The 24,535-nt window shown below is 35.9% G+C and carries 23 protein-coding genes and 1 pseudogene; 6 read left to right on the forward strand and 18 right to left on the reverse strand.

Going from position 1 to position 24,535, the window contains the following annotated elements; genetic code table 11:
- Positions 1–259: 259 nt before the first annotated feature.
- The gene (locus ACEN36_RS11210) at positions 260–637 is read left to right on the forward strand and encodes a pyridoxamine 5'-phosphate oxidase family protein (RefSeq protein ID WP_407103229.1); all 378 of its coding nucleotides are present in this window, start codon (positions 260–262) and stop codon (positions 635–637) included.
- Between the two features lie 150 nt (positions 638–787).
- Here ACEN36_RS11210 and ACEN36_RS11215 read toward each other — a convergent pair.
- From ACEN36_RS11215 to ACEN36_RS11250, 8 genes and pseudogenes are all read right to left on the reverse strand, one after another.
- A pseudogene (locus tag ACEN36_RS11215) lies at positions 788–2,692 on the reverse strand (heavy metal translocating P-type ATPase).
- 320 nt (positions 2,693–3,012) lie between these two features.
- Entirely contained in the window at positions 3,013–3,246 is a 234-nt protein-coding gene (locus tag ACEN36_RS11220) for a heavy-metal-associated domain-containing protein (RefSeq protein WP_230524258.1), read from the reverse strand.
- 131 nt (positions 3,247–3,377) lie between these two features.
- Positions 3,378–4,232: a prolipoprotein diacylglyceryl transferase gene (lgt, locus tag ACEN36_RS11225; protein ID WP_407126602.1), complete on the reverse strand. Its 855-nt coding sequence runs from the start codon at positions 4,230–4,232 to the stop codon at positions 3,378–3,380.
- Entirely contained in the window at positions 4,217–4,591 is a 375-nt protein-coding gene (locus tag ACEN36_RS11230) for a hypothetical protein (protein WP_407126603.1), read from the reverse strand. The genes lgt and ACEN36_RS11230 overlap by 16 nt, the downstream gene beginning before the upstream one ends.
- 193 nt (positions 4,592–4,784) lie before the next feature.
- Positions 4,785–5,492 (reverse strand): Crp/Fnr family transcriptional regulator, encoded by a 708-nt coding sequence (locus ACEN36_RS11235; RefSeq protein ID WP_407126604.1) that lies wholly within the window; start codon positions 5,490–5,492, stop codon positions 4,785–4,787.
- A 181-nt stretch (positions 5,493–5,673) separates the two neighbouring features.
- The gene (locus ACEN36_RS11240) at positions 5,674–6,246 is read right to left on the reverse strand and encodes a Dps family protein (protein ID WP_407126605.1); all 573 of its coding nucleotides are present in this window, start codon (positions 6,244–6,246) and stop codon (positions 5,674–5,676) included.
- Between the two features lie 366 nt (positions 6,247–6,612).
- Positions 6,613–8,367: an ABC transporter ATP-binding protein gene (locus ACEN36_RS11245; protein WP_407126606.1), complete on the reverse strand. Its 1,755-nt coding sequence runs from the start codon at positions 8,365–8,367 to the stop codon at positions 6,613–6,615.
- Position 8,368: 1 nt separating this feature from the next.
- Complete coding sequence (locus ACEN36_RS11250; RefSeq protein ID WP_407126607.1) at positions 8,369–10,084, reverse strand: ABC transporter ATP-binding protein; 1,716 nt, start codon at positions 10,082–10,084, stop codon at positions 8,369–8,371.
- A 421-nt stretch (positions 10,085–10,505) separates the two neighbouring features.
- On the opposite strand from ACEN36_RS11250, the gene ACEN36_RS11255 reads away from it, so the two are divergent.
- Entirely contained in the window at positions 10,506–11,804 is a 1,299-nt protein-coding gene (locus ACEN36_RS11255; RefSeq protein ID WP_407126608.1) for a protein kinase family protein, read from the forward strand.
- Between the two features lie 664 nt (positions 11,805–12,468).
- Here ACEN36_RS11255 and ACEN36_RS11260 read toward each other — a convergent pair.
- Positions 12,469–12,810 carry a hypothetical protein gene (locus tag ACEN36_RS11260; protein ID WP_407126610.1) on the reverse strand — a complete coding sequence of 114 codons (342 nt, stop codon included), beginning with the start codon at positions 12,808–12,810 and terminating at the stop codon, positions 12,469–12,471.
- 251 nt (positions 12,811–13,061) lie between these two features.
- Here ACEN36_RS11260 and ACEN36_RS11265 point away from each other — a divergent pair, with 251 nt between their 5' ends.
- Complete coding sequence (locus tag ACEN36_RS11265) at positions 13,062–13,304, forward strand: hypothetical protein (protein WP_407126623.1); 243 nt, start codon at positions 13,062–13,064, stop codon at positions 13,302–13,304.
- A 263-nt stretch (positions 13,305–13,567) separates the two neighbouring features.
- On the opposite strand, the gene ACEN36_RS11270 is transcribed toward ACEN36_RS11265, so the two are convergent.
- Positions 13,568–13,765, reverse strand: a complete 198-nt coding sequence (locus tag ACEN36_RS11270; protein ID WP_407126611.1) for a hypothetical protein — start codon at positions 13,763–13,765, stop codon at positions 13,568–13,570.
- 577 nt (positions 13,766–14,342) lie between these two features.
- Here ACEN36_RS11270 and ACEN36_RS11275 point away from each other — a divergent pair.
- A complete protein-coding gene (locus ACEN36_RS11275) occupies positions 14,343–14,588 on the forward strand; it encodes a KTSC domain-containing protein (protein ID WP_407126612.1) in 246 nt (81 codons plus the stop codon).
- Positions 14,582–14,821, forward strand: coding sequence for a DUF1883 domain-containing protein (locus ACEN36_RS11280; RefSeq protein WP_407126613.1), 240 nt, complete (start codon positions 14,582–14,584; stop codon positions 14,819–14,821). Before ACEN36_RS11275 ends, ACEN36_RS11280 begins: the two co-directional genes overlap by 7 nt.
- 1,075 nt (positions 14,822–15,896) lie before the next feature.
- Here the strand turns inward: ACEN36_RS11280 and ACEN36_RS11285 are convergent.
- The 6 genes from ACEN36_RS11285 to ACEN36_RS11310 all read right to left on the reverse strand — a co-directional run bounded on the left by ACEN36_RS11285 (position 15,897) and on the right by ACEN36_RS11310 (position 20,006).
- Positions 15,897–16,376: a hypothetical protein gene (locus ACEN36_RS11285; protein WP_407126614.1), complete on the reverse strand. Its 480-nt coding sequence runs from the start codon at positions 16,374–16,376 to the stop codon at positions 15,897–15,899.
- A 24-nt stretch (positions 16,377–16,400) separates the two neighbouring features.
- On the reverse strand, positions 16,401–16,997 hold the full coding sequence (locus tag ACEN36_RS11290; RefSeq protein WP_407126615.1) for a hypothetical protein: 597 nt from the start codon (positions 16,995–16,997) through the stop codon (positions 16,401–16,403).
- 82 nt (positions 16,998–17,079) lie between these two features.
- Positions 17,080–17,604 (reverse strand): hypothetical protein, encoded by a 525-nt coding sequence (locus ACEN36_RS11295; RefSeq protein WP_407126616.1) that lies wholly within the window; start codon positions 17,602–17,604, stop codon positions 17,080–17,082.
- Positions 17,605–17,618: 14 nt separating this feature from the next.
- Positions 17,619–18,575: a hypothetical protein gene (locus tag ACEN36_RS11300; RefSeq protein ID WP_407126617.1), complete on the reverse strand. Its 957-nt coding sequence runs from the start codon at positions 18,573–18,575 to the stop codon at positions 17,619–17,621.
- Between the two features lie 252 nt (positions 18,576–18,827).
- Complete coding sequence (locus ACEN36_RS11305; RefSeq protein ID WP_407126618.1) at positions 18,828–19,028, reverse strand: hypothetical protein; 201 nt, start codon at positions 19,026–19,028, stop codon at positions 18,828–18,830.
- 363 nt (positions 19,029–19,391) lie between these two features.
- Positions 19,392–20,006, reverse strand: a complete 615-nt coding sequence (locus ACEN36_RS11310; protein ID WP_407126619.1) for a hypothetical protein — start codon at positions 20,004–20,006, stop codon at positions 19,392–19,394.
- 857 nt (positions 20,007–20,863) lie between these two features.
- Between ACEN36_RS11310 and ACEN36_RS11315 the strand changes: the two genes are divergently transcribed.
- Complete coding sequence (locus ACEN36_RS11315; RefSeq protein ID WP_407126620.1) at positions 20,864–21,814, forward strand: LCP family protein; 951 nt, start codon at positions 20,864–20,866, stop codon at positions 21,812–21,814.
- Positions 21,815–21,876: 62 nt separating this feature from the next.
- Here ACEN36_RS11315 and rfbB read toward each other — a convergent pair whose 3' ends face one another.
- Both rfbB and ACEN36_RS11325 read right to left on the reverse strand, forming a co-directional pair.
- On the reverse strand, positions 21,877–22,905 hold the full coding sequence (gene rfbB, locus ACEN36_RS11320; RefSeq protein WP_407126621.1) for a dTDP-glucose 4,6-dehydratase: 1,029 nt from the start codon (positions 22,903–22,905) through the stop codon (positions 21,877–21,879).
- Between the two features lie 64 nt (positions 22,906–22,969).
- Positions 22,970–24,343 (reverse strand): DUF4301 family protein, encoded by a 1,374-nt coding sequence (locus tag ACEN36_RS11325; protein ID WP_407126622.1) that lies wholly within the window; start codon positions 24,341–24,343, stop codon positions 22,970–22,972.
- Positions 24,344–24,535: the final 192 nt, after the last annotated feature.

A 24,535-nucleotide genomic window follows, 5' to 3' on the forward strand; every position in this document is an offset into this window, starting at 1 on the left:
TGTTAACATTATTTGAAGTTAACTTCAAATTTTATGTAATTATTGCTAAATGTGAAGTGCGACTCCAGTGTAAAGGGATATAAGTGTCTATCAGAAATAGAAACTCCAGTTTTTGCAAAAATAAAAAACTTCTATTTATTCTCACTAGTGTTGCATGAAACATAATGTATTTCATAAAGTTCCTTCCCTTATATTGAACAAGTGTTCGTATTTGTGTATAATAGAAATGTCACAATGGTTAATAGAAGGAGGAAAAAATATGTTAAGTCAAAAATTTTATGCAGTCGCTCAGCATGAGGGCGTTGTTTCTATAACTTCATGGGGAAACGACGATAAACCCAACGTGCGGTGCACTTGGAATTCCTATTTACGTATTACAGAGGATGAACGCATTTTAGCTCCTATTGCAGGATTTACAAGTGTCCAAGGTGATGTTGCTAAGAATGACCGCATTATTTTAACATTAGGCAGTCGTGAAGTAGAAGGATTTAACAACTACCAAGGCACCGGCTTCTTAGTAGAAGGTCGAGCACATTTTACAGATTCTGGCGCTGAATTTGAACAAATGAAAGCGGAATTTCCTTTCATGAATAAATTACTTGAAGTAACTGTGGAGTCAGCTAGACAGCTCCTTTAACTTAAATGATTGAATTTTAGTTAGACTATACGTTTCACAAACTAAGAGATTGGTCTATTCCAGCCTATATAAGACTCATTCCCGACGTTGATGATCCTATTCATCAATGTCAGGAATGAGTCTTATATTTTGTCCTTATTTCAATACACTTTATGCCGCTTTTACTGTTTCTGTTCGTGCCACAGTTTCTACTTGCTTCCTTCTGCCTTTCAATTTGAACTTCATCAATCTCATCGCATTGAAGATAACTAATAAAATGCTGCCTTCATGAACTAACATTCCAATCGACATGTTCATCCATTCACTGAAGAAAACGCTCACCAGCAATACCAACACAACTCCTATGGCAATCACAATATTCTGTTTCATGTTGTTTGCGGTGGCTTTTACTAATCCTAATGCATGAGGCAAGTGGTTGAAATCTGAGTTCATTAAGACGACGTCGGATGTCTCAATGGCTACATCTGTTCCACTTCCCATTGCGATACCGATATCGGCTAATGCTAAAGACGGACTATCGTTGACGCCATCACCAACAAAGGCCACAATTTGTCCTTGTTGTTGCAGTTTTCCGATGTAAGCTGATTTATCTTCCGGCAACATGTGCCCGTATGCTTCGCTCAATCCAAGTTCGCTAGCTACAGCATCCACAGTTCCTTGGTTGTCTCCCGAAAGGACGACTAGATTTTTCACGCCTAAGTTTTTCAACTCTTGCAGATTGGCCTGGACGCCCGGACGGACTTGGTCGCGAATACCCATCAGTACTTTTAATTCACCATCGACCGCTGTCAATACTAGAGAGTTTCCTTGTTGTTCAAACCGTTGTACATCTTTTTGAGCTTTTTTGTTGAGGGTGACGTTTTCTTTTTCCATCAGTGCCACATTCCCAACAGCCACTCTATGTCCATCTACACTTGCAACGATTCCGCCGCCTTTCACTACTTCTGTTTTTTCAACAGCAGAGATGTTCGTTTCCCCAATTTGTTCTAAGACCGCTTTTGCCAAAGGATGATCCGATTCCCGTTCCACACTGGCTAGGTAGCCTAGCATTTCAGCAGAATCTGTTTCATACAGTTCCGTCTCAGCAACAGTTGGGTTTCCAACAGTCAAGGTACCTGTCTTATCAAATACAATCGTGTCCACTTTGCTGAAGTCTTGGATGACTTCACTGCCTTTTAAAAGTACGCCGTTGCGAGCGCCATTTCCGATACCAGCCACATTTGAAACCGGAACCCCGATAACTAATGCACCTGGGCAGCCTAATACCAATATAGTAATTGCTAACTCAATGTCTTGACTAACCAGCCAAACAACAAGTGCCAGCACCAAGACAGCGGGTGTATAGTATTTAGAAAAGCGGTCAATGAAGCGTTCGGCTTCCGATTTAGAATCTTGAGCTTCTTCTATCAACTCAATAATTTTTCCAAATGTGGTGTCTTCACCGACACGGTCTGCTTGAATTTGGATCGTGCCGTTTTCTAAAATGGTACCCGCAAAAACTTCGGAACCAGCAGCTTTATTGACGGGTACTGATTCGCCGGTAATGCTGGCTTCATTGATATGCCCTGCGCCTGAAATTACGGTACCGTCTACAGGTACTTTTGCGCCGGTTTTAACTAGCAAGGTGTCTCCTTCGTCGACATCCTCCACTTCCACTTCTTCAAAATCCCCATTGTCCATTTGCTTCAAGGCGCTTTCGGGTGCTATTTCCATCAACTCTTTGATAGCGGAGCGCGTTTGCTTCAATGTCCGTTGTTCCAAATAGTGTCCGAATAAGAATAAGAACGTGACAATAGCTGATTCTTCATAGTTTTGAATGAAGAGTGCGCCAATTGCTGCAATACTGACCAGAATATCAATGCTGACGACTTTGACTTTCATAGCTTGTAACGCTTAAATGGCTATTGGTGCGATCCCAAAGATAGATGCGATGATCAAAGACCATTCAAAAAGTGCGGTATTTTCTAATACAAAGTGACTGAAGAATCCTAATGCGATCAACAATCCACTGATAACGGTAATGACATTTTTCTTGCTTAATATATAATGTTGCATGTTTTTTCCCTCCAAATTCAGTAATGATGCTCTTGATACATGTAGTATAAGATAACCGCTTCAGTAACAACTTGACTGCCGTCAAGTTGTGAAAAAAGAATTCATTTTTTATTTTGAATGCAGCTCCCTCTTTACATTGATTACTATAAAGTCTTTCGATTGGATAAAAATTGACTACTGTCAAGTTTGGAAGTTTAACTTTATTTGATCCATCTTTGTTGAGATAAACCGCTTCTAAATGAAGGCAACAAAAAAGCAACCCTTAAAAAGATTTCTCTTCTTACAGGATTGCTTGTTTATGAAAGACATTTATTGATGGGTTAAGCTGCTTTTACTTTTGTATTCAACACCGGGTAGCCTACCTCTTCGATCGCTTTTTGAATATCTTCAACCGAAGTGACGGCTGAATCAAAATTGGTTTTGACTTTACTGGAGTTGAACAATACTTTGATACTATCTTTATCCACTCCATTAACCAATTTTAGTGCCCCCTCAATTTTTTGCATACAACTTGGACAAGACAATGTTTCTAATTGCAATGTAGCTTTTTCCATGACTCATTTCTCCTTCGTCTGTTCTTTATTTTATCGGCAACAATAGGCCTTTTTCTCTTTACAACTATAGTATAGCCCACTTTCGGCAAATGAAACTTGTCGCAGATCAAGTTTTGCGCTTCTTTTTCTGCTCAATTCATCATCTGAACAGTCTTTCTCCGCTCCTTATTGCCATCAGAATAATAAGGAATCGGCGGATAGTCTTGTCTGCGCAGAACCCACACTACGATCGCACCAATAAACAAGACCAGAGACAACGCTTGCGAAACCCGTATCCAATCGCCAATCCATAAACTGTCCGTTCTCATGCCTTCAATGAAGAACCGGCCCGCTGAGTACCACAAAACGTAACTCAAGGCAGCTTCCCCTCGGCGTAACAACTGTTTGCGGTTTCGCAGAGTCACGATTAAAACAAATCCCAACAAACTCCATAAGGACTCATACAAAAAGGTCGGGTGGTAGTAAGTACCGTTGATGTTCATTTGTTCAATGATAAATTCAGGTAAATAAAGTTTTTCCAAGAATTGACGGGTAACTGGTCCACCATGCGCCTCTTGATTCATAAAGTTCCCCCAGCGGCCAATAGATTGTGCTAACAACACATTAGGCGCTAAAATATCTAACGTAAGTGCCAAAGAAAGGTCTCTTTTCTTTGCATACCTATATAGCGTGATCCCTCCTGCAATCAATCCCCCATAAATTGCAATGCCGCCATTCCAAATCGCAAAGATTTCACTCGGATTTTGCAGGTAATAATCAAGTTCAAATAACACATAGTAAAACCGAGCACCGATGAGACCAATCGGAATCGCCCATAAGGCCATATCGATGACGGTATCCTCTTCCAGTCCTCTTTTCGTTGCTTCCTTAGTGCTCAACTGGAGAGCCACATATATGGCTGCCGCAATAATCACTCCATACCAGTGGATCACAAATGAACCAATCTCCACTGCGTGGGGGTTCAAAATACCTAATACGTATTCCATTTTATTTGCTCCGTTTCCTCATTTTTTCGCGTAACCTTGACCATGATAGTGATAAACAAGATACCTGCTGAATTCCAGGGCAGCCAGCTTAAGAATGAATTTTCCTCTACCTTTTCATTCAGTTCGTAATACGTCACTTTTTCGTTTCCAATGACACCATCTCCTGTCAAAAGTTTCTCTGGTTTATCCAAATGAGTGTTGTTTATGTAATACATGACTTGCTCTCTTTCCACAGCTGTACCTGTCTCAACAACGTTAGATCTCCTTGTTTCGCCAGTTGTGTTCCCAGCTAAAGGACTGAACAAGAGCGTCCCTGCTGTTAATAACGTGGTGGCAACCATGGTCCAAAAATAATACACCCTAATTCCCTCCTTATTTTCCCGTTTTGCTTGACAACTTCGCTGGAAAGAAAAGCCAAGGTACTGAGTTTTGTCACGTGGTTAATGAAGAGGGACGACAGAACTCCGTCATATAGAAAAAGGTGTGCCCGATTATTCACTAAATCGGACATACTTTTTCTCAAAAGTCTTCCTTTTAGGAAACATTTCTTAGCTACTCACTGTAAAGCAATAAATCATCTACATCATGAATCTTAATTTTTTTCTCAGGCAGCTGTTGGATCAGTCCCTCATTCTCCGATTCTGCAAATTTACGGCTGATGGTCTCAGGCGTTGTGCCTAAATAGGAAGCGATGTCCTTTTTCGCCATCGGCAGAGTGATGATAGGAGAATTGCCCATTTCAGGCTCTATATTTTCGACCAAAAATAAAATCAACCGAGTGACCACATGTTCTACTGCCACTTGAGCGGTTTGCCGTTCTGAATTTTCTAATCGTTGCGATATTTCTGCGAGCAGTTTTAACGAAATTACCGGGTACTCTTCCAAAAGAACCTGTATATCTTTTTGTTGGATCGTGCAAACGGAGGTATCTCGAGTAGCTTCTGCGTATTCCTCATGCAAAACATCAGGATTGAATAAAGTCCATTCTCCAGTAAAGTCACCCGGATTCAGAATGCGAATCAGCTGTTCTTTGCCAGAGTCAGACAAGCGATAGATACGGACTTTTCCCCGATTCACACTATACAAGTCACCCTCTCTTTCTTGTGAGCGAAATAGAAATTCGCCTTTTCTATAATGATTCGTGCGGGCTTTTTTAGCAATACGATCCATCGAGCTGTCTTCCAAATGGTTGAATATCGAAACCAAGCGGATGCAAGCTGAGTGGTCTCCTAGTGCATGTGGTTGGTTGTGTTGAGTCAACTCATTTTTCCCCTTTATCTGTTTTATTTTCGTTTTTTATCATTCCTGTATGTAGTATATAAGGTCTGCACCACAAAAAAATTGACGCCCATCAAGAAAACTATTTTAACGGCAAAAAATTGGAGTTGGAAAGAATCCCAACTCCAAATTTTCCGTTTTTTAATGTGTGTTTATAAGAGACCTACTCTTCGTCTTCATCAAAAGCATCATCGTCTTCCAAAGCTTCTTTGCCAATGAACGCTTGCAGCATCCAAATATTTTTATCTACATCATTTTTAAAAGCAATCAAGGTATCCTCTAAAGCATCATCGCCCTCTTCTTGTGCTAAACGGATAGCGCGAACGGTTAGTTCACGGGTGCTTCTGAAATCGTCGACAATGTTCTCAACCATTTCTTCTGCTTCAGCGTATTTATTGACCGCATTTTCTGAAAGCATGGAGTATTTTTCAAATTCAGCCGTTGTGGAAGCAGGTTTGTGACCGGAAGTAATCAGACGCTCCGCCAGTTTATCGAACCATTCTTCGTTTTGATTACACAGTTCTTCAAATTTTTCATGTAACGTAAAGAAGTTTGGACCTTTTACGTACCAGTGATATTGATGCAATTTCACATGTAACGAATGCATATTTCCTAAAAGGTGATCCGCGATGGCCGCTGCGTTGATTTTTGTATGATGGACATGTTCTTTGTGTTCTTGTTCGGCTTGCAACCTTTCTTGGGCTGTTTTTTCTTGAGTCGGTTTATTTTCAGTCATGATTCATTCCTCCTATTTTTTGTTTAAAATGAATTTTTTGTTTCCTACAGCTTCGATCGACGCCTCCTTTTTCTTTGTTGAACTTAGTATAGGACAGAATTTCAGCAAAAAAATTGACGCCCATCAAGAAAAAAATCTTTTCTCTTGATGTAGCATTTGAGATCACAGATAAGAATTTAGATGGAAGCCCAAATCTAGAATACCAAAAAGCCATGGATATTTTAGCTGAGTCAGAGAATTCAAAAAAGCTTAAGCTAAACAGTATCAAGAAGCTATTGAATGCAAATTAACTAAACACAAAACAAAGCTCAGAACCGAGATGCTTCGTCTCTCCGTTCTGAGCTTTGTTCGATATTCAATATTTTCTCATTCTTCTGCCGCAAATTGAGCCTTGTAAAGCTTCTTGTAATAGCCATCTTGCGCCAGTAATTCATCATGGCTGCCGATCTCTAAAATATTCCCTTGATCCAATACGAGAATTTTATCGGCATTTCGAATCGTTGACAAACGATGGGCGATCACAAAACTGGTTCGTCCCTCCATCATGTGCAAGAACGCCGATTGGATTTTTTGTTCTGTCAACGTATCTACCGAACTGGTCGCTTCATCTAAGATCAACATATCCGGTTCAGAAATCATGGTCCGAGCAATGGTCAGCAATTGGCGTTGTCCATCAGAGATTTTGATCCCGCTGTCCCCAATACGTGTATCGAGCCCTTCAGGAAGACGTGCTACGTAGTCATACATGTAGGTCATTTTTAATGCCTCGAAGATTTCTTCATCCGCTGCGCCTTTGCGACCATAACGCAAGTTCGCGCGTAAAGAACCTTCAAACAGCCACGTCTCTTGCAGCACCATTCCGAAACTTTTCCGCAAGCTATCCCGAGTGATGTGACGAATGTCGGTCCCATCAATTAATATGCTCCCCTTATCGACATCATAAAACCGCATCAATAAGTTGATCAGCGTTGACTTCCCAGCTCCCGTTTTCCCGACAATAGCAATCGTTTCACCTGGCTCCACTTCCAAATTGAAATCCGTGATCAACGTTTGCCCTTCTTCATACGCAAAGTCCACATCCCGAAAAGAGACCGCTCCTTTGGCTTGCGTCAGTACACGAGGGTCCGCTTCATCCGGTTCTTCAATCGGCTGCTGAATGATGTCATAAGCCCGGTCCAAACCTGCTAAGGCTAATTGAATCTGTGTGGTAATTCCGGAGATCTCGATAAAAGGCTTCGTAAATTGACTGGAGTAGATCGTGAAACTGGAAATCACTCCGATCGTGACACCGTAATTGCCTTTCAAAGCCAACAATCCTCCAACTAAACCAACTGAAATATAGGCTAAGTGGTCGACTACCCGTGAAAGAGGGTTCGTCAACGAAGAAGAGAATTGGGCTTTTTGCCCATCGACATACAAGCGCTGATTGATTTCTTCAAATAATTCTTGAGAAGCACTTTCTTGTTGGAAAGCTTTCACCGTTTTCTGATTTCGAATGTGCTCATTAACAAACCCCGAAAGCTCTCCAGTGATTTTCTGTTGATTGCTGAAATTGTGTTGCGATGCCCTGGCTACTAACCACATCACCGTAAAGATAATCGGAGTAGCAATAAGCACGACCAAGGTCAGTAAAGGACTTAAATACAGCATAAACGCTAAAGCCAGTACCAAAGTCGATACGCCTGAAAACAATTGGATAAAGACCGCTGAAATCGCAGCCGAAACATTGTCCATGTCATTGGTAAAACGACTGACAATATTCCCATGCGCCGTTTGGTCATAGTACCTTAATGGCAGGCGATTCAACTGTTCAAAGGTATCTTTCCTGAGTTCAGCAACCGATTTATAAGCAATCCGGTTCCCTAAAATCTGGATGACCCATTGGCTGACGACCGTCAAAAGCAAGATCCCGCCGAACAGCGCTAAGATACGGAACAAACCCGCGAAATCCACTTGACCTGCACCAATTAGGAGATCAACGGAGACACCAATATAATAGGTCATTAATACAACCGTCAAACCGTTGACGATGCCTAACAAACTAGCAGCGATCAACTCTTTCGGATAAGCCCTCAGATAGGACCAAAAATAACGGAACCCTTCGGAAGATAATTTTTTCATCTTACTTCTCCTCCTGTGATGCAACTAATTCTTGATAATCCGGTGATTTTTCTAGCAGTTCTTCATGTGTTCCTTTAGCTAGTAATCGACCGCTATCCATTAATAAAATTTCCTCAGCTTTTTGCAAGGAACGGATTCTTTGCGAAATGATCATTACCGTGCAATCCAAGTCCCGCTTCAAAGCTTCCCGCAAATTCAAATCGGTTTGGTAATCTAAAGCAGATAAAGAATCATCCAGTATCAACAACATTGGCTTAGCAATCAATGCTCTGGCAATGGTCAATCGTTGGCGTTGGCCACCTGAAAAGTTTTTTCCATTTTCCATTACAAGAGAATCCAGTTGATCAGGAAGATGCTTAACGAAATCGATGGCTTGGGCAGTCTCTAAAGCTTGCCAGCATTCTTCATCACTTGCGTCACTTTTTCCCCATTGCAAGTTCTCTCGTATCGTTCCACTAAAAAGAACGGCCGTTTGCGGAACCATCGATATTTTTTCGCGCAATTCTGTCAAATCCCATTCCTGGACATCCATCCCTAAAAATCTTACGCTCCCACCACTGACATCGTAAAAGCGTGGGATCAATTGGGTCAAGGTCGACTTTCCACTCCCAGTAGGACCCGTTATACCGATCATCGCTTTATCAAAAACTGAAAAATCGATATTCTTTAAAGATAAACCAGCTTCTTTACTGTATCTGAAATCGACACCCTTAAATTCCACTAATGGGGAAGTGTTCTGCTCAACAACCTTCCCTTCTTTTGGAGAAGACAAACTTGGTGTTGTGTCCAGCACTTCATTCACCCGTTGTGCAGAAGCAGCAGCGCGAGTAAACACGACCACTAAATTGGAAACAACAATCAAAGCTAACAACATCTGATTCATATAATTGATCAGTGCTAAAACTTCTCCTTGTTGTAAAGACCCGTTATCTACGGAAAAGCCACCTAAGTATAACAGAATGATGACCCCAATATTCATGATCAGTGTCGTGCTGGGCGATAGAAGCGCGGAGACATTCGCCACTTTTTCATTTACTTGAGCTAAGTCATCCGTACTGCTTTCAAACTGTTTCGTATCGCTTTTTGTTCTAGCAAAAGCCCGAATCACCCGTACTCCGCTTAAGTTTTGAGTAACCAGTTCATTTAAGTTGTCCAAACGTTGTTGTACTTTTTTATATAACGGCACTGTATAACGAATAATTAAAAACAACACCACGCAAAAGATGGGCAATAAAAGCAAATACAGAAAACCCAGCTTTACATCAATGATAAAAGCCATTAAAACAGCACCAACGCTTAAAAACGGCGCTCGAACCACTAAACGGATCAACATCGCTAAAGCCAGCTGCAATTGATTGATGTCATTTGTCATCCGTGTAATCAATGTATCTGTGCCAAACTTATTCAGATCATCATGCGATAATGTATTGATTTTTTTCATCAACTGGTTCCGCAATTCCGTGCCGAATCCCTGCGAAGCAACCGAAGAAAAATACTGACAAATAAGCGCACATCCCCCACCAATTGCCGACATCAAGATCATTAACCCCGCCATTTGCCAAATTTTCAAACTATTTCCTTGGGCAACTCCTTCATCAATCAACCGCGCCATCAACAACGGCAAAATCAATTCAAACACGGCTTCCAAAAACTTAAAAAAAGGCCCTAAAATGACTTGCCGCTTATAATCATTTACATAATGCAATAATCGTACCATTGATTCATTCACTCCCTTTGTTGCAATTCCTATTTATTATAATCTAAAAAAGGCTGGAACGAATTTATAAAAACTGGGACAATGGTATAGGAGAATTTTTACATCTTGCGAAGTAGTTCTCTCTATTTCTCATTTTATTGGTTTTTAGGCGAATCATGACGATTAATCAGCGATTTTTAAGGATTATATTTTTCGAGTGATTCTATCTTTTTTGCTATTTAACTGCGAAGTTAAAACTGTTTATTTTTCCTTAGATAATTCATCGTTTTAAGGGTTTAAGTTCTAAAGTCTTATTTCTTCAACGTTTATAAGGAATTTCTTTTTTCACTGTCAAGTTACTTATATTTTTTGGTAATTATTAATGTTATAATAAACTGTAAGCGTATTTTTTTGTAATTTATCTTAGAAGGGAAGAGAATCATTGGTTCAAAATTTAATTGGGTTTGGTAATCATGCTGATGTATATGAAATAGTTCAAAATAACATACCGTTTGCAAAAAAAGTGCTAAAAGTTGGTGGGGATTCATATCAAGCAAAAGAAAATAAAGAACGTTTTATTAGAGAAATTAATTTATTGAGACAGTTTCAAAGTGAGTATGTAGTAACTTTAGAAAGTTATAACTTAACTGAAGAACCGCCAAGTTACATAATGAAAAAATATAGTTATAATTTAGAAGTGTATTTAAGAAGAGAAAGTGTTGCAGAATTTCCTAATGATGAAATGCATAACATTTTCCTAAGTATAATTCGTGGTGTCAAATATTGCCATTCTCAAGGTATTATTCATAGAGACTTAAAACCTGAAAATATATTACTTAACTCATGGAATGATGTAGTAATTTCAGATTTTGGCATCTCAATGGAAAGGAATTTGGAATCGCGATTAACCACTACTATACAAGGTTTTGATAGTGGGGAATTCACCGCCCCAGAAGTTAAACTTCAAGCTAAAAATGTTGACGAATCTGCTGATATATTTAGTTTAGGTAAGTTGTTACAATATATGATTTCTCTAAATACAGATGAAAGAAATATAACTTCTTTAAATGTTAATAATTCTTTAAAACGATTAATTGAATCTTCTACTGAAGTTGGAAAAAAACATCGAATAAAAAATTTGAATAGTTTTGAAATACAATATCGATTACATATAAATGAATATCTTGAAATAAAAGAAGATACTCTATATTTAAAAATAGAATTACTCAACTTGGCTTACGATGAAAACATTATGATGGAAATCATTGAAGAATTATACCAAGTTTCAGAAAATGATAATATAAAATTTTATGATTCAATAATGAAATTTAAAAAATCAAGATTTAGAGATTGGATAATAGAAGATTTACCATCATTGGTCTATTCAATAGAAAGATTTATTAACTACATTCAGAGTAATGAGTTTTATTGTAGTTTTGATGAGATTGACAAAATTTCTAACTTTTTAATAATATTGTATCACCTTGATATCGAGCATTCTCTTAAAGGAAAAATATCTATGTGTCTAGCTAACTTAGCACAAAAATACCATAGATTCAAAGCTATGCGAGATTACCTCACGCTAGTTTCATCATGGAAAGACAAAAAAGATGTGGTTTTTTCTTATTTGGACCAAAATGAGTCTGGCTTTAAAAAAAGTACGATCAATATTTTAAGACGTGAAGATTATTTCAATAGAGATAGAATTTCTGAAGAAATTATGGAATATTTTATATCCTAAATCACTCATAGAATTTTGTACAGAAACATTTTTATCAAAAAATTAGGTGAAACTGAAATTTCCCCCTTGTTTTTTAATAATTTTTAAAATCACTGATTTAACAGTCGAATCATAGGTAATTTAAATTCTGAAGAATCGTTTCAAACTCTTTTTCATACACATTTTCACAACTGAATTAGATTTGAAATCGATGAGCATGATGTGTCAGTCGAGAAGCAACTTTAATTAACCGAAAACGAATGGTATTAATAAGAGATTTTATTTCTGTTTTTGGAAATACTAAGTATTGTGAATACTACATTAGAATCGGCTTTTTCCAAAATTAGTTGAACGAATGGAACCTCTCCAATAGTAAGTCTTTATTTCTTCAAAGTGAGAAGGAGCATCGTCCATACATGATACACTTGATTACTTTCACTTTATTGATGGATCCTTCGACTAAATCATTACTGTATGGAGATTGGACAGCCATAATGGCTGCGTCTAAATCTTGTTTTGTTCCATCTGCGAAACTATGCAGTTCTTTATAGTATGACTGCTCTGCTTGAAGAATCCATCCATTAATCCTTCAACGTCATGCATTTCAAATATCGTTTTAAATCTCTGTATACTATTGTATAGCTCTTTTACAAATGGATACTGCTCAAATAGGCACCGGTATTCTTCATAGTAGAGATACATAGTGACGTACCAGTGATGCTGAACCTTGATATCCTATTTGGCGAATCAATGCTTCAATCGTGTTCGCCATCAATCCTTTTTCAAAGTTTTGATCAATATCCGTATAAAAAGGAACTAAAATACTGGTTCTCTTCTTAGACCCCGTTGTCTTTGATACCGCTGTGACTTCTTTAGTAATATCCCGTTTAATAGTTACGGGATGCTTGTGGAGCTTACGGCCGATGGTCGAATACGTGGAACCTAACTGTTTTAATCGTATCGCTTCGTCAACAATTCTTTCTTTACGTTGAATAGTTTCGTTATGTCGTTGTTCCGCTAATAGCATATAAATGTCAAAGGCGTAAGGGTTAACTTATCGTAGGCTAACACTGAGTATTGCGGACTGGATGATTGGAACGAAAAATGTCGGGCCTAGTTAGACCTAACAGGAAATCACAAAGTACATGGAACGACAAAAAAGAGACCTGATTCAGTGTTCCTTCTGGAAAAAGCACACTTGAAATCAGTCTCTCCTCTTAAAAGCAAAAATTTTTTTTTGATGCCAGTATAACTGCAAAAATCGGGCAAGACAATGCGATACGCTTTAAAGGAAATCGTTATTCAGTTCCTCTAAAAACCTATCAAACCGTTAGTTCTAATGAAGTTATCTGGAGTGTTCGTGATCAAGAATTATTGATTTTAAATGACCTTAGTGGAGAAGAAATTACTAGACACTCGGTTTCATTTGAGAAAGGGAAATTAATTAAGAAAAGGAACCATAGCAGAGATCGCTCAAAGACCATCAAAAAAATATCGAGAAGCTATGATTCATTTATTTGAGAATGAGCAAAGAGCCGCTTTTTTTATTGACCAAGTCATTGCCAGTCATAAGCGATACGCTCGAGACCAGTTTCTGGTCTTGGAAAAAGCTGTTCAAGAATTTCCTGGCTCTTTGTCAAATAGTGTTGATGAGAAAATAATTCAATAAAATGAAGTATCCAATAGGGGACTGGTAAATAACTTCCAGCTTTTTCATATTTACGAATATTAGAATCGTAAACGCGCTCAAAAAGGTAGCCCTGACATCCATTCATGAATAAAGCTTAACTTCTTAGAAACCTGTAGGGTAGTGAGTACGTTTCGTAAGCCTCTACTGGGTTTACAAGGCCTTGCTGTACAAAATCATCGTAATCCGGATGCATGTACCACACACCTAATCGTTTCAATGCTCCATGAACCATTCCTGAATATTGCTCAAAAAAATCCCGTTCCTTCTCTTCCGTCAATTTTCTTATCATCATTGTCATATCCTTCAAGTGGTGTTACAAGGCCTTGTACACTTGTAGAATACCGCTTCTGTTGAACTCTAACAAAAAAGTAAATATTACAAAAAAGTCTCTGTATATTCCTTTTGCAGGAAGTTTGGATTCACAAATGCTTAGTTTACTTTTTATATAAACATCCACATAGGAACTTTTTTCATCTAAAATTCACGGAATGAACTACTGAAATAGATTATTAAAAATACAGAAAACTCACTGCATAAACGCTTCACTGAAAAAATCAAATTTTTCTTTTTACAATCCAAACTTAATTTTGTCTCCAAGTTTAACTGCTTTTAGCACAAATTTCAGATAAAAATGAAGATCCTATATCTATTTTTGAAACAACATCTTAAAAAATCCAACACAACTACGAAGTTAAATAAACCTCTACAGAATAATTTTATTAGCTTTAAAAACACTTTATATAGTTTTGTTAAATAAAAAAACACTACATATTGTATTTATTTAGATAAAGTGGTATTATAATTACAGATTTTTTTAAATCTCTTTTTATACAATTTTAAGAAAAATCAAATACAAAATAGAATGTGTGGTGATTATTATTCAAAGACAAACTGTATCTTCTACTAGAATCAGAAGTATTGGTTGGCAGCCTAATACTCTAGAAATTGAATTTAAAGATGGTGTTCTCTATCATTATCATGGAGTTCCTCATTCTGAATATATTTCTTTCATAAAGTCTAGTTCTTTAGGTTCCGCACTAACACTGATTGAAAATATCATTATACTCGAGTTAACTAGAAAAATTTATATTTATGGAGGTGGTGCTACATGGTAAAAATCCCCTACGCAGATTCAACCGGAGTTTTGTCAGTAGAAGTTAAACTTCAACATGCTGCTGATGTTTACTTAGTAGATTCTATTAATTATCGAAAAATGAGTTCTGGACAACGTTTTAAATATTATGGAGGTTACTATTCAAAAACTCCAGTTATCATAACTGTGAATGGTACGGGTAGATGGTATTTAATTGTTCGAGGTGGAGGTCAGTATAAATTTAACTGGTACTAATCTAATATACTAGCATTATGCTTTAAGCACGAAAGTTTCTTTTCCAACCAAAAAATGTAACCGCTAACTAACACCTTTTATTGCGTTCATTAGTGTCATTGGAATATACGCAGTCTCTTAAATATGTAAAACGTGACTAGAAAAATTCAAAAACACCGTCAAATCTATGTATTATACTTCTTGGATTTGACGGTGTTTCGAATTATTTAGATTTATAAATGATTACTAAAAAGTCCCTCTCTACCAACTCTTCTCTTACTATGTTTGTAACCACTATTTAATACCTTGGCTATTGTGATATGATAAAGTTTATTTGAACCTTTTATTCATTTTTTGCCTAAATCTTAGCAATCACAAATAACCTACACCCGTCTTACCCTAGGTAAATTAGTAGTGATAAAGCTTCACTGCCAACAATACAAGAAAATGAGCAATGAGGCGACAGCAAAAAGTTGTTTTTCCCTAGGAATAAAAGAATCATATTAAAAAAAAATTAGTTAAAGGCTGAACTACAAATGTGGTCATTGACAACAAGGAAATAATAATCCGTTCTTCTACGTATCCCTTCTCTATCGACAGTTTAAAGAAAAAAAACGGTCATCAAGAACGCAAAGGAAAAAGACTTTCAAGCAAAATATTGCTGAATGAGAATTGGATTCAATCAAATAGACCAAACATTTGTAGCCTCTTTTCCAAAATAGATGGAATACTATTCTAAGAAAAATATTACATTACCAAACACCTTTGAAAGTATATTAGAGCTACGTGGATGAAGATATTTTATCCAACTTAATTTGACACTTAAGAAAACAAAAAAGATTGAACGATTTAATCTTTTTGTAACTACCCCTAAGCGGATAATCACAAATTAAAGAATAGATTCAATCCAAATAGATAGCCTAAATTATCAAGCAATTTTTGTTGTATCTCCTAATTCGCCCCCATGTACAGATTCGCCATCAACTAATTAATAAGTTCATAAATCAAGCCTATTCATATCTTCCATCATTTTTACAGACTCTACTTTGACTAACAAATTTGTATTATGCTTTTGTCTGGAGAAATTCATTAGATACTAATTATTTTTATCGCTTTTCTTTAAAAAATTATTTATAAAACTTGTAATATCCAATGCATTCCTTTTTGCTTTGTCAAATAAAACCTGAATTGATAGATATTTAATTTCTCTTCCAATACCAATCTTTATTGGTTCTATATCCTTATCATCCACAGTATAAACATTCTCTGGATCAAGCCTAGAGTTACTAATATTCGGGGTAGCAAAAGATATAAAGTAGCCATCTCTTAAATCATAAGAATCTTCATCATAGTAGTATTCCCATTCATATCTTCCTACTATAATAAGATGAATTTCGTCAGACACTACATAATCAGCTAACTTTTTATTCTCATCTGTTGTGTAGTACATCTCTTTATTATTAGCACTATTTGTATTTTTAGCATTAGCATTATTTTTGAATTCTATTGGAAGTTTATACCATTTATTATTACCTTCGTATAGAGATACCATCAATTCCTCAACTTCATTATTCATTTTAATCTCTCCTTTGTTTATCTTCTACTGAATTAATTTTGGTATAGCAAATATTGCATTCTGCAGAGTTATTGTTTCGCTTTGTAATTCTTTTAATGTTTGTGATAGATTACGAGTAATTTTATCAGGCTTTGTTTTGTTCACTACTGATATATAAAATTCAATATCTAAAGTCCCATCACTATAATTAACAATCGTATCCTTATAAATTTCAATATAATGAATCATTATAATTTTTGTTTTTGTATACTCATTTTGTAATGTTTTCTCAATCGTACCATTAGTTTCTAGCTGTTTTTTTAAATCTAATACTATAGTTGAAAATTTATTTAATTGTTCTTCGATTTTTGTGTAATCAGCCATAAATTTATTTGAGTTAACTTTTAATATTGTTTCTTTTATTTGCTCTTGTTTTAATTCTTCTCGTATTTTGTTTGTTGAATCTATCAGAAAGACACTTATATAATAACCTATTATTCCTAATACCATAGAGAATGTCGACAAAAAATATTCCCAATTCCAATTTAATACGCCAAACATAATTATAAATAGGGCAGTAGGTCCAATTGTCATGATAAGTTTTAGATTTTTTAAGAAAGTCTCAAATAAATTAAACTTCATAGTATTCTCCCGTCACAGAGTAATTTTTCATAGCTTTATTTAATATTCATTGTAAATTTAATCTGTATTAGTTACTATGATTTTATGTATCTCTATTTACAGAGTGATAAACATCATTCAACATAATCATGACTAAATTAAATAAACTAAATAAACCTAAAAGCAATATATCTATATATCCTTGTATTAGTAATATTGTTGTATCAGAAGATAATTCCAATTTAATAAAGGGGACTATTAATGATAAAGTACCAGTTATTAAAAAAAGTAATGCAGTAAATACAAATGGACCTAACAATTCAATTAATGCTTGTCCTTTGTACTTATCGTTCTTTCCTTGATAATTTGCTAATATTTTCAGTTCTTTCTCTTTAAAAACATTTTTTTCAGCAGTAAAAAGAGCTAAAGTAAATGTTAATCCAGTTAATGAGGCACTAAAATAACTAGCAATAGAAAAAGTATCAAAACTTATAAAGTCGAATATTACTGTCCCCAAAAATAAGAATACTATGATTAGTATCCATAAAACAAACAGATAGTTTGGTAATAAATTTGCAGATGCTAACCAAACCAATTTAATTGGGTTATTATAAAAATTGCTTTTCATTTATATTCCTCCGATTAAATATCTGACTCTAACTTTCCAATTTTTTTTATTTTAGAAAATACTCCTTTTGCTTTTCCTTCCATTCTCTTTAAATATCCTTTCTTAGCTTCTTCTTCTAACATTTTATTTATAGGTTCCAGTTTTAACGGTCTTCCATCTGGTCCTACCAATGTGGAGTGTAACTCTTTAGCCTCAGAGTCTCTGAGAATATTATGTCGATCAAGTGGGGGATTTCCATTGGGATAAACTAAAGTATAACTAACCTCAGTATGTTCTCCCTCCAGTATAAACGATTTATATACCGGATTAATATTAATTTTTCCGATACGTAAGGTAACATCTTTGCTAGAGTTGATTAGAAGTTCAAAAGCATCAATAAAGTTTGTCGCGGCATCTATATTATCAGTCTCTACTAATATGTGTTCTGTTTTAGGGTTATAGTAAGAAGTAAGCTCTAACGGAATGATAGAAGAAGCCCCTTCGTCCAAAGAAATGTATCGTTTAATCTTATAAAACTTTTTAATGTGAGTTATACCCGTTCCTACTTGATTATCTGTTTCTAGTTCATATAAACTTTCAATTATCTCATCTAGAACAATGTCGTATGCTTTTTTTATACTTGGAAATTTTGATTCAATACTTCTCCTAGAGATCATACAATCTTCATTTAATTTTAAGAAATCTTGAGTATAATGAATTTCTCCGGTTTTTCTATAATTAAGCAAAATCTTCTTGTATTCAGAAACCAATTTATGGGTCTTCTCTTCTAATGATTCAAATAGTTTGTAAAAATCTTCCTTACTATGATTTTCTATTGTTAATTTAAAAAATCCCTCAACTTCATTAACTTGTAATACGCTCTCAAGAACATTAGGTATTTCTTCGGAAATAAGGTATTCAAGTTCCTCTTTTTGTCTGTAAACTGCTAAAATATTCGGTTGAAGATTTAATTTAAATACGTAGTAATCCATTCTCTCTATGGCTCCTTTTATATTGCCGGACTTGCATGTTAGATATCATCGTAATAAAGTTCAGTACTTTTATGCTCTAAACAAGCATGTTAATTATCTAGATAAATAATAGCATTAAGTAATGACTTATGTATATGATAAAAGGATTGATCTATTAAACGATTTACCTTTTTTTGTTATTCTATTTTGTTTCGTCCACACATTTTTTTGTACTCTCTGGTAATTCTCTAAAGACCCAACATAATAATGTTCTTAGTTAAACACATACGTATAAAGTTCAGTATTCTGCAATAAATACGGAATCATTTGGTCTGGAGCATCTGGATTGCTTCCTTCATCCAAATATTGTTTAATTAAAGGCAATGTCTCTTTTTTAAAATATACAAAGTAGCACATCATATTTAGATTTTGGTTCAGTTGTTTTTTCGAATCTAATAACTTTTTGATTTTCATCAGTTTCTGCAAAACCATTACGTTTCAATTGTTCAATATTGTCTTCTGCATAAGTCGCAATACAGTTCGCATCCATGGGATTATAGAAACTGGCATAATCCGGCAACTCTAAATCAAATAGCTTATCTCCTACCAACAACAGTAAATAATTTTTTACACCAGCTTTTCAATAACATATTGAATATCTCCAATAACACCTACGAGTTTCATTGGCATATATCCCATCATTATGACTTTCAACTTTTTACTGTAAGAAGTTCCTTCCGTATATTGTTCGACGTAAACATTAAATTTATCATTTTTGAAACATTCTTGAATCTTGTCTTAGTATTCTCCTTAAACCCCTACCGGAATATTACGCAATCATACCTTGTCTAAAGACGGTGTGAATTCTATACCGCTTAATTCTTCAAGTAGCAATCCTGAAACACGAATTTCATCTACTCGATTATTGAAGTCGGTTCCCATTAGTTGTTTGGAAATACCTGAATACACCACAATCACTTCAAACTCCGGCATATCTACTCCCTTTTCAATCAATTCATATTCATTCGTCTTGCAGTCCATAACCATTAAATGATTATCCATGCTTAAAATATTCGCTGATTGGTCTAAGATACCGTTTTTCAAACCGATGAATTTCGTTTCTACCCAGTGACTGTACTTAATCAAATCCATTTTGGATACTTCAATGTCATTCACATCACACAAAGCCATCAAGTAAGCCGTTGTTACAGCCGCAGAAGAACTCAAACCACCAATCGGCAGTTTACCACTGACAACTCCAGATAAGCCTTTTTTCAAAACAAAATCTTGCTGCAAAGCCAATACCGCTCCACGCAAATAATTCCCCCAAAAACCTGGCACATAATCAGACTCATGACTCAAATGGAAGTACTCTTTATCAGGGAAATCTAAACTATGTACATTTATGTATCCGTCTTCCCTAGGCGTATAAACCCATGTTAACGCTAGCATTTAATGTTATACCAGTCACTCTTCCACCTTAAAAATCGGAATGTGCTCCAATTGGACAAATTCGTAAAGGCGAGCGTACGGCACGCAAATCAGTTTCCTCGAATCGTTTATTAAACTCTTGAATCAGTTGTTCCCTAACTCCCTCCTAAAACAAAAATAATTTTTCCTATGTATTCTTGATAAAGTCTTATAAAAATTCTTTCTCTCTATCTTTTATAATATCATAACGTGTTTGATTCTATGGGATATAGGACAAAAGTTTTGAAAATGCTCACTTTTACTTCTTGAATTCTACAAACAAGACAACAGTAATTAGTATAAAAACAAAAACTTGATCCCTCTTAAAAGAGAAATCAAGTTTTTGTTTTTATCGTAGTACAATTCCTTAACCAATTTCTATAAAATCTATTCTCCCACAACTAACTCTCTCACTTTTTCATCATCAGCATTCATATGATTTATTCCTACGCGTTAAAAAAGTAACAGTTTAATCAACCAGCCGATAATCACCCATAGAATTGAAGAGAAGAAGCAGCCATTTCTAAGTCCAATAATTGGTCTTCTCTTATCCATTATCATCACCTATTCTAATGTTTGAAATTGCAGCATTTTAGATGACCTTAAAGATTAATGACACCTTACCTTAAATAATTGTATTCCCTAGTTTAATATTATACAACCGATTAGCTTTGTATCTATTTTTATATATCTATTTTCACACTTGTAACATCCTGTTAACTTTTGTCTTACCTATTCTTAAAACGCTTTGTTCTCTTCTACTTTAAAATAAATAATTATGGTAATATAAATCTGTTAGTAACGCTTTAAACACTCTATCTTAAGAAAGCAGGAACGATATGGAACACAAAAGATCTACAAAGAAAAAAAGTTCACTTATGAAAAAGCTAGGATATTCTATCGGCATTATCTTTTTAGTCTTACTAGTAGCTGGGGGATTATTTGCTTGGAAGGTTTATAGCGATGTTACAAGTGCTACTGATGAGATCTATCAAGATGTCGAGAAAAATGAAACTCGACAAAAACCTGTTGAAGTCGGTAACAAAGAACCTTTTTCAGTCCTATTACTAGGTGTTGATACAGGTGACTTAGGGCGTACAGAAAAAGGCCGTTCAGATACGATGATGGTGGTAACCGTCAATCCAACTACTGATCAAACCTCTATTTTAAGCATCCCTAGAGATACATATACAGAGATTATGGGTCGCGGTACAATGGATAAAATCAATCACGCATATGCTTTTGGCGGTGTTTCTATGTCGATCAACACTGTACAAAATTTATTAAGTATTCCAATTGATTATTATGTAGAAGTGAATATGCAAGGTGTCAAAGACATTGTTGATACATTAGGCGGCGTACAAGTTACTCCTCCACTCTCCTTCGATTATGAAGGTTATACATTTACGGAGGGACAAACGGTTTCTTTAGATGGAGACACAGCTTTAGCTTATTCTCGAATGCGTTATGAAGATCCAAATGGAGACTATGGTCGTCAAGCACGTCAAAGACAAATCATTATGGCAGCCATGAGCAAAGTAGCTTCATTATCTACTATTACGAATTACCAAGGGATTTTAGGTACTTTAGAAAATAACATGCAAACCAATCTGACTTTTGATAATATGGTTTCTATTTTCAATGATTACAGAGGAGCAGCTTCAAATGTAGAACAAATTCAGCTAGAAGGTGCTGGAACAAAAATCGATGGTATTTATTACGCTATCATTGACGATAATGACTTATCCGAAACATCTAATCTACTTAAAGAACAACTTGAGATAGAATAACCTAAAGAGGACTGCGCAAAAAGCAGTCCTCTTTATAATTTATTTGATTTCCTGCATTCTCTCTATTGACCGTTCTGCGCGTAGTTCGCTTCAACCGCTTCTTTTTCAGCCAACCACCAATCTTTGTGTTCCGTGTACCATTCAATCGTATCCGCTAAACCGTCACGAAAATTAGTGAATTCAGGTGTCCAACCTAACTCTTCACGAAGTTTTGTGGAATCGACTGCGTAGCGTAAATCGTGACCAGCACGATCGGTTACGTGATCGTAAGCATCTTTAGGCTGATTCATTAATTCCAGAATCAATTCTAAAACATGTTTATTGTTCTCTTCTCCATCGGCACCAATCAAATATGTTTCACCGATCCGACCTTTAGTCAAGATTGTCCAAACCGCAGATGAATGATCATTGGTGTGAATCCAATCTCGGACATTTTTTCCTTCGCCATAAAGTTTCGGGCGAATACCGGATAAGATGTTAGTAATTTGACGCGGAATAAACTTCTCAATGTGTTGGTAAGGGCCATAATTATTGGAACAGTTCGATAGCGTCGCTTTTAAGCCAAACGAACGGAACCAAGCTTTGACTAACAGATCAGATCCAGCTTTAGTAGAGGAATACGGGCTAGATGGATTATAGGGTGTTTCAACCGTAAATTTCTCTCCTGGACCTTCTCCATGTCCAGGAAGATTTTCACGTAACGGCAGGTCTCCATACACTTCATCAGTTGAGATATGGTGGTAACGTACATCGTGCTTCCGACAAGCTTCAATCAAGGTATACGTTCCAATAATATTAGTGTGCACAAATGGGAACGTATCTTTTAAAGAATTGTCGTTATGAGATTCCGCCGCATAGTGTACAACGGCATTGATCTCTTTAACTAGTTTCTCAACCAGTTCAGCATCTGCAATATCTCCTACCATTAATTCTACTCTATCTTCTGGGAGTCCAGCTAAATTTTCTTTATTTCCTGCATACGTTAATTTGTCCACTACAGTTACATGAACCTCAGGATGATGATTCACTACATAATGCACAAAATTTGAACCGATAAATCCAGCTCCGCCAGTAACCAGAATATTTTTCATTTCACTCACCTCTTTTGCAATATAAGAGAGTTTACACTAAATAAATAGCATAACCATTTACTCTTTATCTTACGGAAAGCGCATCTCTGTGTCCTTCTCGCAACAAGTCATTAACTGTTTTCACAGGATTAAAAGTAGTCAAAGGCACTTCTACAAACAACGTATTCCAATTGTGCATTGCACCATTCCACAGACCTGGATGTTCCAATGCTTTTAATTCCTTGCCTTGATACGTCTTCTCACTAATGAAATAGCGATCTTCATTTGTGTAATTTCGCAAGTCGAATTTCTCATCTTTGTAGTCTTTTACGAAACAGACAATATCTACCGGATTGAAATATTTCGACGAATGGAATACTTCGTATTTTTCTTTATCCTTCAAATTAATTTCTGCCTCTTCACAAATCTGCAGATCAAGGTAGTCTCCATTATCAACAACAAATGGACCGCCGCCTGCTTCTCCATTATTCTTGACCATCCCGCATACTCTTAGAGGTCTGTTCAACAGTGACAGAGCCTTGTCTTTTGTTAATTCTTTCTTCAACGTGATGTTCAAAACCTCTTTAATAAACAAAGCAATATCTTCCAAATTGTATTCATCTGATAAAATATCTGCTATATACTCTTTGATCTGTGCTTGGACTTCTAATCCTACAGAAGCTAGTTCTTTTTTCGATTCAATGGTATCTTCAACTTGGCTTTTATGGCACACGTTATCAACATTCTTGATAAATACAATATCCGCATCTAAGTCATTTAAGTTTTCGATTAAAGCCCCATGACCGCCTGGACGATGAAAGACTTCTCCGCTTTCCAAATAAAATGGCTGATTGTTCATGTCTACTGCTGGAATGTTTGTCTCTTCCTTTTGAAAAGAATAGGTGATATTTAGATTATCTTTTTCTTGGAGAGTTTGATTTACATATTGATTAAACATTTCTTCATGCTCATTCGCGATTGTAAAATGCAAATTGATAGCGTCTTGATTTAAATATTGTTCTCCTTCAAAGATATGCTCATCGATGGGAGTGGTAGTATTCTCTTCGTATGTATGCATTTTGATCAAAGCCTTAGGGAATTTACCATATGCTAATCCGCTTTTTACTACATTGTCAGTAATTCTCAAGCGATCTTCAGTGGTATTTTTATCTAGTTTATTTATCTCTACGTATTCTTTTATATCTTTATATAAAGCAAAATTTTCTAAATCAGCAAAAAACTGTTCAACAAATTCAGTCTCTTTTTTATCTTCTAAGAATGCATATAAATCTTTAAACATCCTAGTAGCTGCTCCGCTTGCAGGAATAAACTTCACCGATTTCTGTTTTAGATACTCTTCAGTGATATTGTTAACATTTGTAAGTTCTTTTTCAGTAACAGCTGAGACAATATTCATATAATGCGTTCCTTTACGGAATTTTTCAATAATTTTTTCCAACATAACTCTCCTTTTATTTCCTCAGGTTATTTCATGTTGATTATTCAAAAAAACAGCTCTACGTCGTAAGCCCGTTAAAATTAACCGCATAGAATTGTTGTCTCCCCTCTTGTAAGATTGACTTATCTCAATCAGACAGGAGGGATTTTTACTATGCGAGATCAAAAAAATAATCAACCCATCGTCCCCGTC

Source organism: Desemzia sp. FAM 23989 (assembly GCF_045528345.1).
Classification (GTDB): Bacteria; Bacillota; Bacilli; order Lactobacillales; family Carnobacteriaceae; genus Desemzia.

Bases quoted from the DNA above. Each gene is read 5' to 3' on its own strand.
- ACEN36_RS11300 (WP_407126617.1), bottom strand. From the start codon at position 18,575: ATGGATTACTACGTATTTAAATTAAATCTTCAACCGAATATTTTAGCA.
- ACEN36_RS11220 (WP_230524258.1), bottom strand. From the start codon at position 3,246: ATGGAAAAAGCTACATTGCAATTAGAAACATTGTCTTGTCCAAGTTGT.
- ACEN36_RS11240 (WP_407126605.1), bottom strand. From the start codon at position 6,246: ATGACTGAAAATAAACCGACTCAAGAAAAAACAGCCCAAGAAAGGTTG.
- ACEN36_RS11315 (WP_407126620.1), top strand. From the start codon at position 20,864: ATGGAACACAAAAGATCTACAAAGAAAAAAAGTTCACTTATGAAAAAG.
- ACEN36_RS11270 (WP_407126611.1), bottom strand. From the start codon at position 13,765: ATGATGATAAGAAAATTGACGGAAGAGAAGGAACGGGATTTTTTTGAG.
- ACEN36_RS11285 (WP_407126614.1), bottom strand. From the start codon at position 16,376: ATGAATAATGAAGTTGAGGAATTGATGGTATCTCTATACGAAGGTAAT.
- ACEN36_RS11245 (WP_407126606.1), bottom strand. From the start codon at position 8,367: ATGAAAAAATTATCTTCCGAAGGGTTCCGTTATTTTTGGTCCTATCTG.
- ACEN36_RS11260 (WP_407126610.1), bottom strand. From the start codon at position 12,810: ATGCTATTAGCGGAACAACGACATAACGAAACTATTCAACGTAAAGAA.
- ACEN36_RS11305 (WP_407126618.1), bottom strand. From the start codon at position 19,028: ATGAAAATCAAAAAGTTATTAGATTCGAAAAAACAACTGAACCAAAAT.
- ACEN36_RS11310 (WP_407126619.1), bottom strand. From the start codon at position 20,006: ATGCTAGCGTTAACATGGGTTTATACGCCTAGGGAAGACGGATACATA.
- rfbB (WP_407126621.1), bottom strand. From the start codon at position 22,905: ATGAAAAATATTCTGGTTACTGGCGGAGCTGGATTTATCGGTTCAAAT.
- ACEN36_RS11295 (WP_407126616.1), bottom strand. From the start codon at position 17,604: ATGAAAAGCAATTTTTATAATAACCCAATTAAATTGGTTTGGTTAGCA.
- ACEN36_RS11290 (WP_407126615.1), bottom strand. From the start codon at position 16,997: ATGAAGTTTAATTTATTTGAGACTTTCTTAAAAAATCTAAAACTTATC.
- ACEN36_RS11250 (WP_407126607.1), bottom strand. From the start codon at position 10,084: ATGGTACGATTATTGCATTATGTAAATGATTATAAGCGGCAAGTCATT.
- ACEN36_RS11280 (WP_407126613.1), top strand. From the start codon at position 14,582: ATGGTAAAAATCCCCTACGCAGATTCAACCGGAGTTTTGTCAGTAGAA.
- lgt (WP_407126602.1), bottom strand. From the start codon at position 4,232: ATGGAATACGTATTAGGTATTTTGAACCCCCACGCAGTGGAGATTGGT.
- ACEN36_RS11210 (WP_407103229.1), top strand. From the start codon at position 260: ATGTTAAGTCAAAAATTTTATGCAGTCGCTCAGCATGAGGGCGTTGTT.